17 protein-coding genes are annotated in these 14,992 nt (G+C 39.5%); 8 read left to right on the top strand and 9 right to left on the bottom strand.

Features of this window, described 5'->3' with window-relative positions; all coding sequences use genetic code 11:
• Position 1 precedes the first annotated feature (1 nt).
• From EOK74_RS06395 to EOK74_RS06405, 3 genes are read left to right on the top strand one after another with little or no spacing between them, the layout of a single operon-like run.
• Positions 2–667: a fumarylacetoacetate hydrolase family protein gene (locus EOK74_RS06395; protein WP_133469166.1), complete on the top strand. Its 666-nt coding sequence runs from the start codon at positions 2–4 to the stop codon at positions 665–667.
• 2 nt (positions 668–669) lie between these two features.
• On the top strand, positions 670–1,059 hold the full coding sequence (locus EOK74_RS06400; RefSeq protein ID WP_133469167.1) for a hypothetical protein: 390 nt from the start codon (positions 670–672) through the stop codon (positions 1,057–1,059).
• Positions 1,060–1,084: 25 nt separating this feature from the next.
• Entirely contained in the window at positions 1,085–1,576 is a 492-nt protein-coding gene (locus tag EOK74_RS06405) for a YcgN family cysteine cluster protein (protein ID WP_133469168.1), read from the top strand.
• 71 nt (positions 1,577–1,647) lie between these two features.
• Here EOK74_RS06405 and dsbB read toward each other — a convergent pair whose 3' ends face one another.
• Positions 1,648–2,166, bottom strand: a complete 519-nt coding sequence (dsbB, locus tag EOK74_RS06410; RefSeq protein WP_133469169.1) for a disulfide bond formation protein DsbB — start codon at positions 2,164–2,166, stop codon at positions 1,648–1,650.
• A 32-nt stretch (positions 2,167–2,198) separates the two neighbouring features.
• Positions 2,199–3,782, bottom strand: a complete 1,584-nt coding sequence (gene nhaB / locus EOK74_RS06415; RefSeq protein ID WP_133469170.1) for a sodium/proton antiporter NhaB — start codon at positions 3,780–3,782, stop codon at positions 2,199–2,201.
• Between the two features lie 226 nt (positions 3,783–4,008).
• Here nhaB and fadR point away from each other — a divergent pair, with 226 nt between their 5' ends.
• Positions 4,009–4,719: a fatty acid metabolism transcriptional regulator FadR gene (gene fadR / locus EOK74_RS06420; RefSeq protein WP_133469171.1), complete on the top strand. Its 711-nt coding sequence runs from the start codon at positions 4,009–4,011 to the stop codon at positions 4,717–4,719.
• A gap of 274 nt (positions 4,720–4,993) precedes the next feature.
• Positions 4,994–6,142 (top strand): tetratricopeptide repeat protein, encoded by a 1,149-nt coding sequence (locus EOK74_RS06425; RefSeq protein ID WP_133469172.1) that lies wholly within the window; start codon positions 4,994–4,996, stop codon positions 6,140–6,142.
• 88 nt (positions 6,143–6,230) lie between these two features.
• Here EOK74_RS06425 and EOK74_RS06430 read toward each other — a convergent pair whose 3' ends face one another.
• Both EOK74_RS06430 and EOK74_RS06435 read right to left on the bottom strand, forming a co-directional pair.
• Entirely contained in the window at positions 6,231–7,115 is an 885-nt protein-coding gene (locus EOK74_RS06430; RefSeq protein WP_239024036.1) for an alpha/beta hydrolase family protein, read from the bottom strand.
• Between the two features lie 2 nt (positions 7,116–7,117).
• Complete coding sequence (locus EOK74_RS06435; RefSeq protein WP_133469173.1) at positions 7,118–7,765, bottom strand: TetR/AcrR family transcriptional regulator; 648 nt, start codon at positions 7,763–7,765, stop codon at positions 7,118–7,120.
• 120 nt (positions 7,766–7,885) lie between these two features.
• Between EOK74_RS06435 and EOK74_RS06440 the strand changes: the two genes are divergently transcribed.
• The gene (locus tag EOK74_RS06440; RefSeq protein ID WP_133469174.1) at positions 7,886–8,743 is read left to right on the top strand and encodes a crotonase/enoyl-CoA hydratase family protein; all 858 of its coding nucleotides are present in this window, start codon (positions 7,886–7,888) and stop codon (positions 8,741–8,743) included.
• Between the two features lie 36 nt (positions 8,744–8,779).
• Positions 8,780–10,837, top strand: a complete 2,058-nt coding sequence (locus EOK74_RS06445; protein ID WP_133469175.1) for an NADPH-dependent 2,4-dienoyl-CoA reductase — start codon at positions 8,780–8,782, stop codon at positions 10,835–10,837.
• A gap of 67 nt (positions 10,838–10,904) precedes the next feature.
• Here EOK74_RS06445 and EOK74_RS06450 read toward each other — a convergent pair whose 3' ends face one another.
• From EOK74_RS06450 to EOK74_RS06460, 3 genes are all read right to left on the bottom strand, one after another.
• Positions 10,905–12,008, bottom strand: a complete 1,104-nt coding sequence (locus EOK74_RS06450) for an NADH:flavin oxidoreductase (protein ID WP_133469176.1) — start codon at positions 12,006–12,008, stop codon at positions 10,905–10,907.
• A gap of 44 nt (positions 12,009–12,052) precedes the next feature.
• The gene (locus EOK74_RS06455) at positions 12,053–12,337 is read right to left on the bottom strand and encodes a VF530 family protein (protein ID WP_133469177.1); all 285 of its coding nucleotides are present in this window, start codon (positions 12,335–12,337) and stop codon (positions 12,053–12,055) included.
• Positions 12,338–12,462: 125 nt separating this feature from the next.
• Positions 12,463–13,044 carry a Fe-Mn family superoxide dismutase gene (locus EOK74_RS06460; RefSeq protein WP_133469178.1) on the bottom strand — a complete coding sequence of 194 codons (582 nt, stop codon included), beginning with the start codon at positions 13,042–13,044 and terminating at the stop codon, positions 12,463–12,465.
• A 274-nt stretch (positions 13,045–13,318) separates the two neighbouring features.
• Between EOK74_RS06460 and EOK74_RS06465 the strand changes: the two genes are divergently transcribed.
• On the top strand, positions 13,319–13,660 hold the full coding sequence (locus tag EOK74_RS06465; protein WP_133469179.1) for a Grx4 family monothiol glutaredoxin: 342 nt from the start codon (positions 13,319–13,321) through the stop codon (positions 13,658–13,660).
• A gap of 71 nt (positions 13,661–13,731) precedes the next feature.
• Here the strand turns inward: EOK74_RS06465 and EOK74_RS06470 are convergent, their stop codons facing one another.
• Positions 13,732–14,508, bottom strand: coding sequence for a hypothetical protein (locus EOK74_RS06470; RefSeq protein WP_133469180.1), 777 nt, complete (start codon positions 14,506–14,508; stop codon positions 13,732–13,734).
• A gap of 148 nt (positions 14,509–14,656) precedes the next feature.
• The gene (locus EOK74_RS06475) at positions 14,657–14,983 is read right to left on the bottom strand and encodes a YdbL family probable chaperone protein (protein ID WP_133469181.1); all 327 of its coding nucleotides are present in this window, start codon (positions 14,981–14,983) and stop codon (positions 14,657–14,659) included.
• Positions 14,984–14,992 lie beyond the last annotated feature (9 nt).

Consider the following 14,992-nt stretch of genomic DNA (forward strand, 5'->3'; position numbering starts at 1 on the left):
CATGAATCACTATAAACACATTGGTAACGACGGCAAAGTTATACCTTTACCGGTTGGTAAAGTGGTGTGTGTGGGGAGAAATTACCTGAAGCACATACAAGAATTGAATAATGAAGTACCAAGTGAGCCTTTATTATTCATGAAACCTGCAACTGCATTGTGTCCGCTGCATCAACCTATCGTCATCCCCAAAGATAAAGGCCCTTGTCATAATGAACTAGAAGTGGCTGTGCTGATAAAAGAGACTCTTACCCAAGCCTCAATTAAAGATGCAAAGGAAGCAATCTGGGGCCTAGGCTTAGGGTTAGATTTAACATTAAGAGATGTGCAAAGTAAATTAAAAGCCAAAGGTCAGCCTTGGGAGCGAGCTAAGGCATTTGATCATAGCTGCCCAGTATCTCAGTTCATCGAAAAGCAACATGTACTTGATTATACCAATTTAAGTTTTAGTTTAATGGTAGATGGAGATATCAGGCAGCAAGGAAATACTCAACACATGATGTACTCAATACTTGAGCTAATAGTAGAAATATCCAACCATTTTACTTTAGTCGCAGGGGATATTGTGATGACAGGCACCCCTGAAGGTGTTGGTCCTTTGTTTGTTGAAGACCACATAGAAGTAACCTTAGATAACCACTTTGCTGTAAGGACTTTCGTTGTTTAAAGATGTCATTTACTCTCAATTATACCTTAGATGCAGCTAATAGAATTTTAATATGTGAAGTACAGGGGCAAGTTACCACTCCTTGTAGTTTGGTACAGATATTCAAAACTACCGTTAAAATGGCTGGTAAACACCAAATTAAGAATGTTGTACATGACGTAACAGAGTCTATTATTCAATGCTCTAATCTTGAAATGGGGAAGTTTGTCATGGAAGTAAAAGAGCAGGGTTGGATCGCAGATTTGAAGATTGCGCAAATTGTAGAGGTGAATCAAGGTCGTCATAGCATGCTTCATAGATTGGCTAATAGATTCGATTTACCAATTAAAAACTTTACTTCCCGAAGTGAAGCTATGTTGTGGTTACTCTTTAATAAACAACATTTAAATTAACATTTGGAATATTTTAAAATTTACTATGAATAAATATTGGGAAGAGAAACTCCTAACAGATATGACAACGAGTGAGTGGGAGGGGATCTGTGATGGTTGCGCTAAGTGTTGCTTACATAAGTTTATTGACGATGAAGAAGCAAAAGAGGTAGCTACAACTGATCATATAAACCCTAATGAAGAAATTCATTATACCAATATTGCCTGTGGTTTATTAAATACAAAAAGTTGCGCCTGTACTAAGTATTCGGAGCGAACTAAGTTGGTGCCAGAGTGTGTAAAGCTCACTAAAGACAACCTTCAAGATATCTTTTTTATGCCTCCAAGCTGCAGTTATAGAAGATTACATGAGGGCCGAGGTTTACCAAGTTGGCATCCTTTACTACATAAAGGTAAAAAGTCAGCTATGCACAAGGCTGGTATGTCCGTAAGAGGTAAAACCATTGCCGACCATGATGTAGATTTAGAAAAGTTTGAAGATTATATTGCCATGTGGCCGTTGGAGGATCTTGATTAACACATCAGTTCAATTTGGAAATTGGTAATAGCGGCTTATCTAAAGTTATATAAACCGCTATTAGACTAGTTTTAGAAGCTTCTACTGACAAATAATCGATTGAATAACATGATTGCCCATATCACAGTATATATAGTAAAGATCACTATCATCCACTGGGGCATGCTCATATCAAATAACGCCCAATCAATATCACCACAGTCTCCAGTTGCCCCAAAGATATTAGGTAACCATTGATGAAGTGGTGCCCAGGTTGGAAAGTTAGGCACAATTTCACAGGTTGCAAAAAATGGGTTGGTAGCAGTTTGAATATCAACATGTTCCATGGCTAGCCGTAGTCCCCAAATAGCGGCTACTCCCCAACCAACAAAGCCGATTGCTCTCGTTATGACATTATTCAATATCGTTGCAGGCAGTGCAGAAAAAAGCACACCAAACACTGCTGTGCGTTGGTAAATACACATGATGCAGGGTTGTAAGTCCATACGATGTTGAAAATACAAGGCTACAACCTCTAAACCTAGAGCTGTCAGAAACAATAGCCCCCAAGACAATCTGGAGGCTGTAAAAGTTGAAAGTGCTAAAAACATCTGTAGTACTTTTTTGACAATTTCGCCATACCTTAATGAGTCGCCGGAGCTACTTCAGATATTGCGCCGCTATGGTGCTCAATCAAATTCATGTCGTACAACCAACTCGTAAGGTCATAAAGTCCAAAATAAGTAGCTGCAAGACCTGCTAAGGTTAATACTACTGTATAAGGCAATGCCATATAAACCATAGTGCCATAAGACAACCTAAGAAGAGGAGCAATGGCCGACGTCAACAAGAACAAGAATGCAGCTTGGCCATTAGGCGTAGCAACACTTGGTAAATTAGTACCAGTGTTAATGGCAACTGCTAACATATCAAACTGGTCTCTAGTAATAGTGCCATTGTTTAGCGCTGCTGTTACTTCAGTTATATACACAGAACCTACAAAAACATTGTCACTTACCATAGATAACAGACCGTTGGCTAAATAAAACATAACCAGCTGTGTTTTACCTTCAAAGGTAAGTACCCAATTGATTACTGGGCTAAATAGGCCTTGATCAATGATAACTGCTACCACACCAAAAAATACACAGAGTAGGGCGGTAAAAGGCAATGCTTCTTCAAAGGCCTCACCAATCGAGTGTTCATCTATTATACCGCTCATTGATGTAGCTAAAACGATAATTGATAGTCCAATCAGGCCCACAGCCGCTAAGTGACCTGCTAGGCCAATAACTAACCAAATTATAATTAATCCTTGAACGGCTAATCTTGCTTTGTCTTGGGTAGTTAAGTGCTCTTGAGTGTGCTTATCGTAGTCAGTTAATATGGTTCTAACTACAGGTGGTAATTGAGCCCCGTAGCTGAATAGTTTAAATTTTTCTACAACAAAAGTAGTGGCTAGACCTGCAAAAAATACAGGGATGGTAATTGGAGACATGCGAATGAAAAACTCAACAAAGTCCCACCCTGCTTTTTCAGCAATGATTAGGTTTTGGGGCTCACCTACCATAGTCATTACACCACCTAATGCGGTACCTATACCAGCATGCATCATTAAGTTACGTAAAAACGCTCTAAAATCCTCTAAATCATTGCGATTGGGGTGAGGCACGCCATCATCATGAGAGTGGTCGTGGTCTGAGTGAAAATCTTTACCTGAGGCGACTTTATGATAAATAGAATAAAATCCCAAGCCAACAGTAATGATTACAGCAACCACGGTTAACGCATCTAAAAATGCTGAAAGTAGAGCTGAAGATGCCGCAAAAGCGATAGACAACGCTATTTTATTCTCAAGTTTGAGTAGTAATTTCGTGAATAATAGTAGTAACAGGCCCTTCATAAAGTAAATGCCTGCAACCATAAACACTAATAATAGTACCACCTCAATGTTGACGACTATTTCGTGTTTCATATGTTCAGGGGTTGTCATACCAATAAACAGGGCTTCAATCAGTAAGAGTCCGCCCGGTTGTAATGGATAACATTTTAGCGCCATGGCTAAAGTAAAAATAAACTCCAGTACTAAGGCCCAACCTGCCACATAAGGATTTATGATAAACAAAATGGGATTAATAACGAGAAAGGCCACAATTGCTTGTTTGTACCAATTTGGGGCTTTCCCCAAAAAATTGGCGGCTACTGCTTTAGATATTGACATTTGCATAAGCAAAAATTCCTTGCTGAATATTATAGTTTTCGAATCAACCAGAGTCAGAGTGTAACCAAAAAAACTGACAAAATCCTATACTTGATATGTAAATAGGTTAATTTTAACTGCTTTTTAACAATTGAGACTTAACATATTAAAGATTCATTGTTACCAACAATTATGATCTGGTACAATCAGTCTTGGAAAATTACAAAAACAATAATGAATAAGTGAGTTATTGATGATCTATAAAGCACAAAGCCCTGCAGGTTTCGCAGAAGAATATATTGTGGAATCTATTTGGAGTGGACGCTTTCCCCCCGGTACTATTCTTCCTGCTGAACGGGAGTTGTCTGAATTAATCGGTGTTACCAGAACAACGTTACGTGAAGTCTTGCAGCGTTTAGCTCGTGACGGTTGGTTAACCATACAACATGGTAAACCAACTAAAGTAAATAATTTTTGGGAGACCTCTGGGCTAAATATTTTAGAAACTTTAGCTCGATTAGATGAAGATGGAATATCTGAGTTGGTTGATCATTTACTCGCCGCAAGAACCAACTTAAGTGCTGTGTTTATACGTGGAGCAATTCGCCATAATCAAGAAAAATCTATTGAAATTGTTAAAAAAGGCCTTGAAATCAATGACGATAGCCAGACCTTCGCAATAAAAGATTATCAAATTAATCATGATTTGGCTTTTGCTTCAGGAAATCCCGTTTATGTATTAATGATGAACGGTTTTAAAGGGCTATACGCCAGAATTGGTAGTTATTATTTCTCTAACCAGAAGTCTAGAGATTTAACCAGAGACTATTATCAGCAGTTATTAGAGTTGGCTGAAGCTAGGGACTACGAAAAGGTACAATTAGTGGTCCGTAATTATGGTATTGAAAGTGGCAAACTTTGGGGAGCTATGAGGGCAGACATGCCCAAAGGTCTAGTAGATTAATCTTTTTGTAAAGTGATTAAAAAATTACTTAACTCGCTTGCTTGGGCTTTGGTTTTTAATTCACAGCAGGATCGCTTAGTCTATTGCTCTTTTACACTTAGTAATTCATGTTAACAAAAATTAAATCTTTGGTTTGCTCAGTAATTTACTAGCCCTTTTTACAAGAAGAGTGTAGGTATACCCGCAAACACAATTTTAGGATGGATAACTAATTCTGAAAACTGTATGTTTTACCTTAGTATCATTATTCGTATTTTTAAGAGAGGCATTTCAAATGCTAGATTTTAGGTTAGCTTTTTTAATTTTGATTCTAGCAAGCTGTGCAGCACAACCCGATTTTTCTAGTAACAATATAACCCCTGCTTTAGATTGGAAAAGTGACGATTTTAAGTTAGTTAATGTTCCTTTGAAGGATGAAATTTTCTTCCTAAAAGATGACAAGAAACAGCAGTTCTTGTCTTATTACTATGCCCCTGAAAATCAAGATGTAGAAGGCCATATACGTCTTAGCAATTATTTAAGTGAGTTTATTAGTGGGTTTTCCTATAAGGGGGATACCTATAATGCGGACTTAGCATCAACTAAACATGCTGGTAATTGTTTGTCTCTGGCTATTTTAACTAAGGCATATGCGTCATTGGTTGGTCTTAAAATTGAATACCGTCGTGTTAATTCTGCCCCTATTTATGCTCGGGAGGGGGGGCTGATAACCATTTCTTCTCATGTCCAAACTCATGTACATGCTCCTAGAAATAGTGACGTCAAGAAGGGCAGCTTTTATTTTGCAAAAACTATTATCGATTATTTTCCATCTGCTAGGGGGATGGTAGGCGATGCAGTTAATTTTGCAGATTTCGTTTCTATGTATTACCAAAATTTAGCTGCGATTGAATTAGCCAATAAAGATTATGATAAAGCTTACTCACTATTGGCAGCTGCAATAGATATATCACCTGGCAATGTTGAAACATTAAATACATTGGCCGTTTTATACAAACTATCAGGTAATACAACTAAAGCAGAATCGATTTATCAGTATGTGTTAAATCATACGCAAGGCTCGGTGAGTGCTTTAAGTAATTATGTAATCTTATTAAAACAATATGAGCGAAATGATGATGCTGTTTTATATACAAGTCGCTATCGAGATATTGAAGATGATAACCCTTATCGTTGGTACGATTTAGCCAATCAGGCCTATGGGCTTAAAAATTATCAAGGTGCTTTAGAATTATATAAAAAGTCGTCAAAAATGGCGCCTTACTTACATGAAAGTTTTTACGGTCAAGCCAAAGCGTATTTTCAATTAGGCAATATCCAAAAAGCCAAACTTGCAATGAAAAAGGCTGTACAACTGGCCTACACTCCAAAAGAAGAAAAACTATACTCGGCCAAGTTGCAGATATTAGGAGCAGCTAATTAGTTGTGGCATCTTAATTAATTTAACCAAGATAGACCCTATGGGAAGTGATTGAAAACCATTAGAGGTTCGTTTTAAAAACTCAACTATCTTAGATAAGTTCCGGTAATAATAAATCTGGCCATAAACTATCTTCAAATTGGGCCTTAAAAAAGCCTAAATGGCCTACTCGCTCAACCCCCATATCAGTTGGTGTTAGTTCACTTAATTGCTTATTTTTATGAGTGAACAAAGCATGCAAATCTCGCATATTGGTAACAGACAACATTTCATCGTCGGTAAAGCATATGGAATGTAAAGGAGTGTTGGTTTGTTTAAAAATCAGCCTTAGTTTATCTGTTTCAACCCCTACGCAATATTCTGGGTGCAAGCACCATTTACGCCACTGAAACATCACTTTTTTAGGCAAGTTGCCAATAATTCCTAATTTCTTGCCTGGAAAGTAACCACATAAAGCTGTACTAATGGGGGCAATAAAATACCAAAATAACGGTGCTTTTTTCCTTAAACTAGCAGCGTTATGTTTCCAATAACCTGTTCCAGAAGAAATAGTGATCACCTTGCTAACAAGTTCAATATTTTCAACTAATGGAAATACTTGGCCTCCTAAACTATGGCCTATCCAGAATACTGGAGGCTTGATTTCAGTGGAGTCTATTGGCTGTTTAAGGGCAAAGTTTAATGCTGCAGAATAGTCTTGCTGTGCCCAATCAATAATGTCGCAATCATAGTACTTTAAGTGTTGTGTTTTACTTTCACCTATCCCTCTGCAATCAAAGGTCAATACCGCATAACCTTGTTCTGCTAACCAAGTGGCAATAGGGCGGTAGTAAACCTGTTCTACACCCATTGCAGAAGCAATGACTATCCTGCCTTTAACGGCATCGAGTACGTGATCTTGGGGCGTGAACCAATATGCTTGTAGGTTGTCGCCTGATTTAGTCTGCAAAGTAATGGAATGGATACTTTGACTCATATTCAGTCTACCTCATCGGAGATACTTAACTGTCTAGTAAATAAGTTCACCGCACAGTCACACATTTCATCTATATGGGTACGATCTGCGTAAATACCATCAATCAACAAACGTGCAATACCATGCATCGTGCCCCATGTTACTTGGGACAATCGTAACGTATTTTCATTGCTAGGCATAATCCCTTGTTTCTGCCAACTTTTAGTCATGTCTACTTGATGCTGAAAACTTGGAAAAGCCACGTCTTTGAGTGCTTGTGTTGCACTGTTTTGCTTCCATATAGTTCGGCCAAACATTAAATCGTATAGCTCTGGGTTGTCTGCAGCATATTGGATATAACCATGAAAAAATACTCGATACTTCTGTTGTGCACTTATGTCATCACGATTAAATATTAACTCGGCATCACTTTGCCAACGTTCAAAACCTTGCTCGGCAATGGTACATAATAACTGGTTTTTATCTTTAAAATGATGGTAGGGAGCTGTTCGTGATACACCTGCTCTGTCGGCTAGTTTTCGTAACGATAAACCTTCAACACCACTTTCTTTGAGTATTTGAGTGGCTTCATTAATCAGCGCGCTTCGTAAGTCTCCGTGATGATAGTTGGACTTATTTGAGCTCGTCTTTTTTGATGTTTTCTGATTCATATACGTCTATTAATAAATGTGATGTGAGTTATCTTGACAGTGTCAATATAAGCTATTATCTTGACGCAGTCTAGTTAGAGTTTTTGTTAGCTACTTTTAGCTAATATAAGGAGAATACCTGTGTCAGAAATTGACTTTTCAACATTAGAAACACTGTCTGTAAGCATTGAAAATCACATCGCTCATATACAATTGAGTCGTCCAGAGGCGTTAAATAGTATGGTGCCAGCCTTTTGGATAGAGCTACCTTTAGTGGTTCGTAAAATAGATGCTGACTCCTTAGCCAGAGTGATTGTTATTTCGTCACAGGGTAAACACTTTAGTGCAGGTATGGATTTATCTGTTTTTACAAACATGGCTAAAGACTTTAAAGGTGAACCAGCTCGCCGAGCAGAAAGAACTCGCCGTTTGGTTTTAACATTACAAGATAGCTTTAATGCCATGGAAGAAGTACGTATTCCAGTTTTAGCCGCGGTACAAGGTGGTGTTATTGGTGGTGCGGTAGATATGATTTGTGCTGCCGATAGTCGTTATTGTACTCAAGACGCCTTCTTTACAATTAAAGAAACCGAATTAGGTATGACTGCAGACGTGGGGACATTGCAGCGCTTACCACACTTAATGCCTCAAGGTTTAATTCGTGAATTGGCGTATACGGGCCGCAATATGCTGAGTAACGAAGCCAAAGAGTGTGGATTTGTAAATCAAGTTTTTGCAGATCAGGCAAGCATGCTTGAAGCCGTGATGGAAATTGCCGTAAAAATAGCAAGTCACTCACCTATGGCAGTGGCTGGGTGTAAAGAGATGATCAATTACACCCGTGACCATGATGTCACAGACAGCTTAACTTATATGGCTACCTGGCAAAGTGGCATGTTTCAAATGCCAGATGTACAAGAAGCCATGGCCGCCAGCCAAGAAAAGCGTCTTCCTGTATATGCAGAACTTCACAAAAAATCATCAGGCTTGCAAGCCTGATTTATTTACCCAAATTTTTATAGGAGTATAATACTCATGACTACTACTTATTCAGAGCAAAGTACTAGTAAAGGGTTAGCTAAATATCCAAATTTGTTGAAACCTTTGGATTTAGGCTTCACCCAATTAAAAAACCGCGTATTGATGGGCTCAATGCATACTGGCCTTGAAGAAGCACCCAATGGCCACATTCGTATGGCGGCGTATTTTGCAGAGCGTGCAAAAGGTGGGGTCGGCCTGATCGTGACCGGTGGTATTGGCCCCAATGACGAAGGTGCCACCCATAAAGATACCCACAGATTAGATTCTGATGAGGCTATCGCGCAACATAAAATGATCACCGATGCTGTACACGAGCATGGTGGCAAAATCTGTATGCAAATTTTGCATACAGGGCGCTACGCATATAACCCAGCTTTAGTGGCGCCATCAGCAGTACAAGCACCTATCAACCCTTTCAAACCTAAGGCTCTGGATAGCGATGGTATTGAAAAACAAATTGAAGACTTTATAAATACCGCCTTACAAGCTCAAAAAGCCGGCTACGATGGTGTAGAAATAATGGGCTCTGAAGGATATTTTTTAAATCAATTTATCGCTGCTCGCACTAACCACAGAGACGATGAATGGGGTGGCAGTTACGAAAATCGTATTCGTTTACCTTTAGAGGTGGTGCGTCGAGTACGTGAGGCTGTTGGTGAGCAATTTATTATTATTTATCGCCTTTCGATGCTCGACTTAGTAGAAGGCGGATCGAGCTACGAAGAAGTAGTAGAGTTGGGGCAAGCCATAGAGAAAGTGGGGGCAACTATTATCAATACCGGAATTGGTTGGCATGAGGCCCGCATTCCTACTATTGCTACCAAAGTTCCTAGAGCTGCTTTTACTTGGGTAACGGCCAAGTTTAAAGAAGCTTTGTCTATACCCGTTATTACCTCAAACCGCATCAACACACCAGATGTGGCGGAGCAAGTGTTAGCTCGAGGTGATGCCGATATGGTTTCCATGGCAAGGCCATTTTTGGCTGATCCTGACTTTGTGATTAAAGCAGCAGAAGACAGAGCAGACGAAATCAACACCTGTATTGGCTGTAACCAAGCCTGTTTAGATCATGTGTTTGTTGGAAAAATGACAAGTTGTTTAGTCAACCCAAGAGCATGTCATGAGACTGAGCTTATTATCGATCCAGCCACAACTATTAAAAATATTGCCGTTGTTGGAGCTGGCCCAGCAGGTTTGGCTGCTGCGACAACGGCAGCACAGCGTGGTCATAAAGTCACTTTATTCGATGCGTCTTCAGAAGTGGGTGGGCAATTCAATATTGCGAAACAAATTCCTGGTAAAGAAGAGTTTTACGAAACCATTCGTTACTTCTCGCGCCAGTTAGAGTTACACAATGTTACTGTTAATCTGAATACTCGGGTCGATGCTAGTGAGCTCAATAATGCCGGTTTTGATGATGTTATTTTAGCGACGGGTATCAAGCCAAGAACACCGCCTATTGACGGTATCGAGCACAGTAAAGTATTGGGTTACATAGATGTTATCGCCAACAAAAAGCCTGTAGGTAATAAGGTGGCCATAATAGGGGCTGGTGGTATTGGTTTTGATGTATCTGAATACCTATCTCATGCAGGTGAGTCCACTAGTCTGAATATTCCTGCCTTCATGAAAGAATGGGGCATAGATATGACCTTTGGCTCTCGTGGTGGTATTGAAGGAATTAAAGCTGCACCTACTCCATCACCCCGTGAAATCTACTTACTGCAACGTAAAGAGACGAAAGTCGGCGCTGGCCTTGGCAAAACCACTGGTTGGGCACACAGAGCAGGCCTACTCAGTAAAGGCGTTAGCATGTTAGCTGGGGTTGAGTATCTAAAAGTTGATGACGAAGGCTTGCATATTAAAGTAAACGACCAAATACAAGTTTTGGAAGTAGATAATGTCATTATCTGTGCTGGACAAGAGTCACTGGTTGAGTTGGTTGAAGGTTTAACTTTACCTTATCACTTAGTTGGCGGCGCTGATTTAGCTTCAGAGCTTGATGCAAAGCGCGCTATTAACCAAGGTACAAGGTTAGCTGCAGAGTTATAAGTATTAATAAAAAGGCTAAGCAGTTAACTGCTTAGCCTTATCGTTAATGTGAGGGTGCAAAGCAAACCTAAGACAAGGTTTTTAACGCTTCACCTGAATACTGTTCTAGTTTATCCAATTCATTTTTGCGAATTTTATTAGACCATTCTGGATCTTGTAATAATGCGCGGCCTACTGCCACTAAATCAAACTCACCTTTATCTAGTCTTTCAATTAAATCGTCGATTGAGCGAGTGCTTGAATCTTTACCAGCAAATGCGCCAAAGAAATCATCATTTAAGCCCACTGAGCCTACCGTCATAGTTGGCTTGCCAGTGATTTTTTTAGTCCAGCCAGCTAGGTTTAAGTCAGAGCCTTCAAACTCTGGCTCCCAGTAACGTCTGGTAGAGCAATGGAATATATCGACGCCGGCTTCACTTAAGGGAAGCAAGAATTCTTTAAGCTGTTCAGGTGTCTCTACTAATCGGGCAGTGTAATCTTGTTGTTTCCATTGTGAGTAACGCAACATAATTGGGTAATCTTCACCCACAGCAGCTCTAATTGCTTTAATAATTTCAATGGCAAAACGGCTACGGTTTTTCATGTTGCCGCCCCATTCATCGGTGCGCTGATTGGTCCCTTCCCAAAAGAATTGGTCCACTAGATAACCGTGTGCGCCATGAATTTCAATACCATCGAACCCTAATTCTTTAGCGTCTAAGGCGGCTTGAGCAAACCCAGCTATCACGCTTTTAATGTGCTCAACTGTCATAGGTTCAGCCACTTTTTTGCCTGGCGATAATAGCCCTGATGGCCCAGCGCTTGGTAATTCCGGGAAAGGCGCTTTTTCAGGATTACGAGCCATACCCACATGCCAAAGTTGCGGCATGATTTTACCGCCCGCTGCGTGAACCTCATCCACTACATATTTCCAACCAGCTAAAGAGTCTACCCCATGAAATTTAGGAACATTGCCATCCATAGTCGCTACAGGATCGTTAATGGTAGTGCCTTCGGTTATTAGCAAACCGGTTCCGCCTTCTGCGCGGCGACGGTAATAACCCGCTACTTCTTTGGTGGGAATGCCATCTGGAGAAAAGCTGCGGGTCATAGGTGCCATGGCTATTCTGTTTTCCAGAGATAAACCTTTCATATTGAAAGTAGAAAAAAGTGCGTCTAAGGACTTACTCATAAAAATTCCTATTGTTTGGTGATTGAAAGGGGAGAGCGCTGAAGTTACTCAGGCTTATTGGTGATATCTGGCCACACAAAGTCGTTAGGGTCTTCTTGGGTGGGCTGTTGTTTGTTTACGGTAGACAAGTAGAGTTGTTCTACCTTTTCTCTGGCCCAAGGGGTTTTTCGTAAAAACTTTAAACTAGATTTAATAGACGGGTCAGAGGTAAAACAATTGATTTTTACTTCTTGCCCCATTTTTTCAAAACCTAACTGGTTCTCAAGGGTTTCGAGAATAGTTTGCAAGGTCAAGCCATGCAAAGGGTTATTTTTTTGTTGTTCTGCCATGTTTATGGATCATGCCTTGTTTACGGTACACGCCTTAATTGATTGAGGATATTGTCTGCTGAAAAATACCAAAAAAAAAAGCCCTGTTTAACAGGGCTTCCATTTACTATTTTGATGATTAGCTATTAAGCAAAGTTTGCCGCAGCAAAATCCCAGTTAGCTAGAGCCCAAAAACCTTCAAGGTACTTAGGACGAACGTTACGGTAATCGATGTAGTATGCGTGTTCCCACAAATCTACTGTAAGTAGAGGAGTAAGGCTGCTATCAGTCAGAGGAGTAGCTGCATTGCTAGTGTTAACAATATCTAGGCTACCGTCTGCTGTTTTAACTAACCAAGTCCAGCTTGAACCAAAGTTGTTTACTGCTTTGTCATTAAGTGCCGCTTGGAAGTCTGCAAAAGAACCCCATTTAGCATTGATTGCGTCAGCAAGTGCGCCAGTTGGTTCACCGCCGCCATTTGGGCTTAGGCTATTCCAGTAAAAAGTATGGTTCCATATCTGAGCAGCGTTATTGAATACACCACCCTCAGAATCTTTCACTATTTCTTCAAGGCTTTTACTTGCTAAATCAGTACCTTCTACTAAGCCGTTTAACTTAGTTACATAAGTTGCATGGTGCTTACCATAATGGTATTCCAACGTTTCAGCAGAGATATGTGGTTCTAGGGCGTTCTTTTCGTAAGGAAGAGCGGGTAATTCAAAAGCCATGTTAAATTCTCCATAAATGTGTGATGGGTGTTTTCTAAAATTAGAATATGTAAATGCTATTACTTTATTAGCTAATGTAAAAGCACTGCTTTGTTATTTGTTAAAACTATTTATCTCTTATAATGAATATTGCGTTTTATCTTGGTAATTCAAGTCATTAATTATGTAAACTTTAACGAATGTTTCAATAGCTTAGTAGAATGCTATTAATCAATCCTTGAAAACTGTAAACTTAGGGCCATATCAGCCATTAAATATTCAGACGAGAGTTCCTATGGAAACTATTGATAAAATTAAGCAACAAATTGAAGAAAACCCTATTTTGTTATACATGAAGGGCTCGCCTAAATTGCCAAACTGTGGTTTTTCAGCCCAAGCCTCCCAAGCGCTTATGAGTTGTGGTGAACAGTTTGCTTATGTAGATATTTTGCAAAACCCTGATATCCGTGCTGAGCTGCCTAAATATGCAGATTGGCCGACATTTCCGCAGCTATGGGTAGATGGTGAGCTAGTAGGCGGGTGTGACATAATTATGGAAATGACTCAACAAGGTGAATTACAGCAAGTGGTTAAAGAGTCTGTAGCAAAACGTGATGCTGAGAAACCAGCTGAATAAGTTTTGTTTAAGGTTTTAAAGACAAAAAATAGAGCCTTTATAGCTCTATTTTTTTGTCTTAAATTTAGATTTTAAGATTTAGGTGTTCCGATATTGCCAATGTTAGGGTTAGCCTTTTCAGCCGCCAGTACTCTTGTGTTTAGAATATCAATTTCATTGCTTAAATCATTAATACGATTAGTTAAGTTATTATTGGCAAGCGCAGTAGAAATCATCTTTTCTTTTAAACTTGCGAACTCTTGCTCAGTAGATACGGCAGATAAGTTCACATCATCGAGTTCAATGTTTAACTGTTTTACTAAACTAGCTTGGTTTTCTAATTGCTCTTGTAGTAACCCCAGTGTAGTTTGATTGTCGGCAGCATCGCTTTTAAGTTGCTTATCTAGCTTTTGAGAGGAGGCTTGTAAGCTAGCAACTGATTTATTTAGCGTGCCTATTTCTGCTTGATTTTTACGCCATGCAGAAGCCCAAAGTTTATCCATTTGCTCCCACAGTTCATTGGTTTTAGCTGTAAGCTCAACTACCTTCACCTGTAGAGCGGCTGCGGATTGATCCATATCTTCACCCGTAGCAGAAAGGCGGTTTTCTAGCTCAGTGATACGGGTTTGTGCTTGTTGTAACACTTCATATTGCAAAAACGACCAATATCCAAACCCAGCTCCTAGTAACAAAATTAAAAATAAAAAGCTCAACCACGAAGGTGAGTTTGTCTGTGCATTAGGTGTTTTATCTGGGGTGGGGCTTTTTTTGTTTTTGTTATTAGCCTGAGAGCGCGTGCGATGAAAACTATCTAGGTCATCTTTGTCTAAGGTAATGTTGGGGAAGTCCCCTCTAGTCTCGTTGGTCATCTTAGGTTTTATTATTCTTTTGAGTGGTTAATTATAGATTATACATAGCTGTAATAATAATGGCATAGGTCAAAGGTTCAAATTCAAATAAGCCTACTAGATTACATACTTTTATGTCATGTAATCTAGGTGCTACTAAGTATACCTATTACTTTTTGACCCATTTACCATTGGTCCACAGGTAATGACCCGAGCTGGTTTTGTTATAGGCTTTTTGAGCGGCAAGTTTTTCTACTTGTTGAACTGTTATTCCATTTTTCTGAGCTAATTTGGCATACACAGTTTTACGTTTTGCATTAATGTCATTTACTAGGCTCTGTACATCATCTGATGCTACCACTACGCCTAAATAACCATTGTCTTTTTCGCCCACAAGACCTTGTTGTTTCGCTTGATCTAGGTTGAGTGCAAAAGCGATGCTACTAAATAGCAAGCTGATAATTATCAGAGATTTAAAAAATACTTTGGTTTTCATAAAATTATT

It is taken from the genome of Paraglaciecola marina, from assembly GCF_004360155.1.
Classification (GTDB): domain Bacteria; phylum Pseudomonadota; class Gammaproteobacteria; order Enterobacterales; family Alteromonadaceae; genus Paraglaciecola; species Paraglaciecola marina.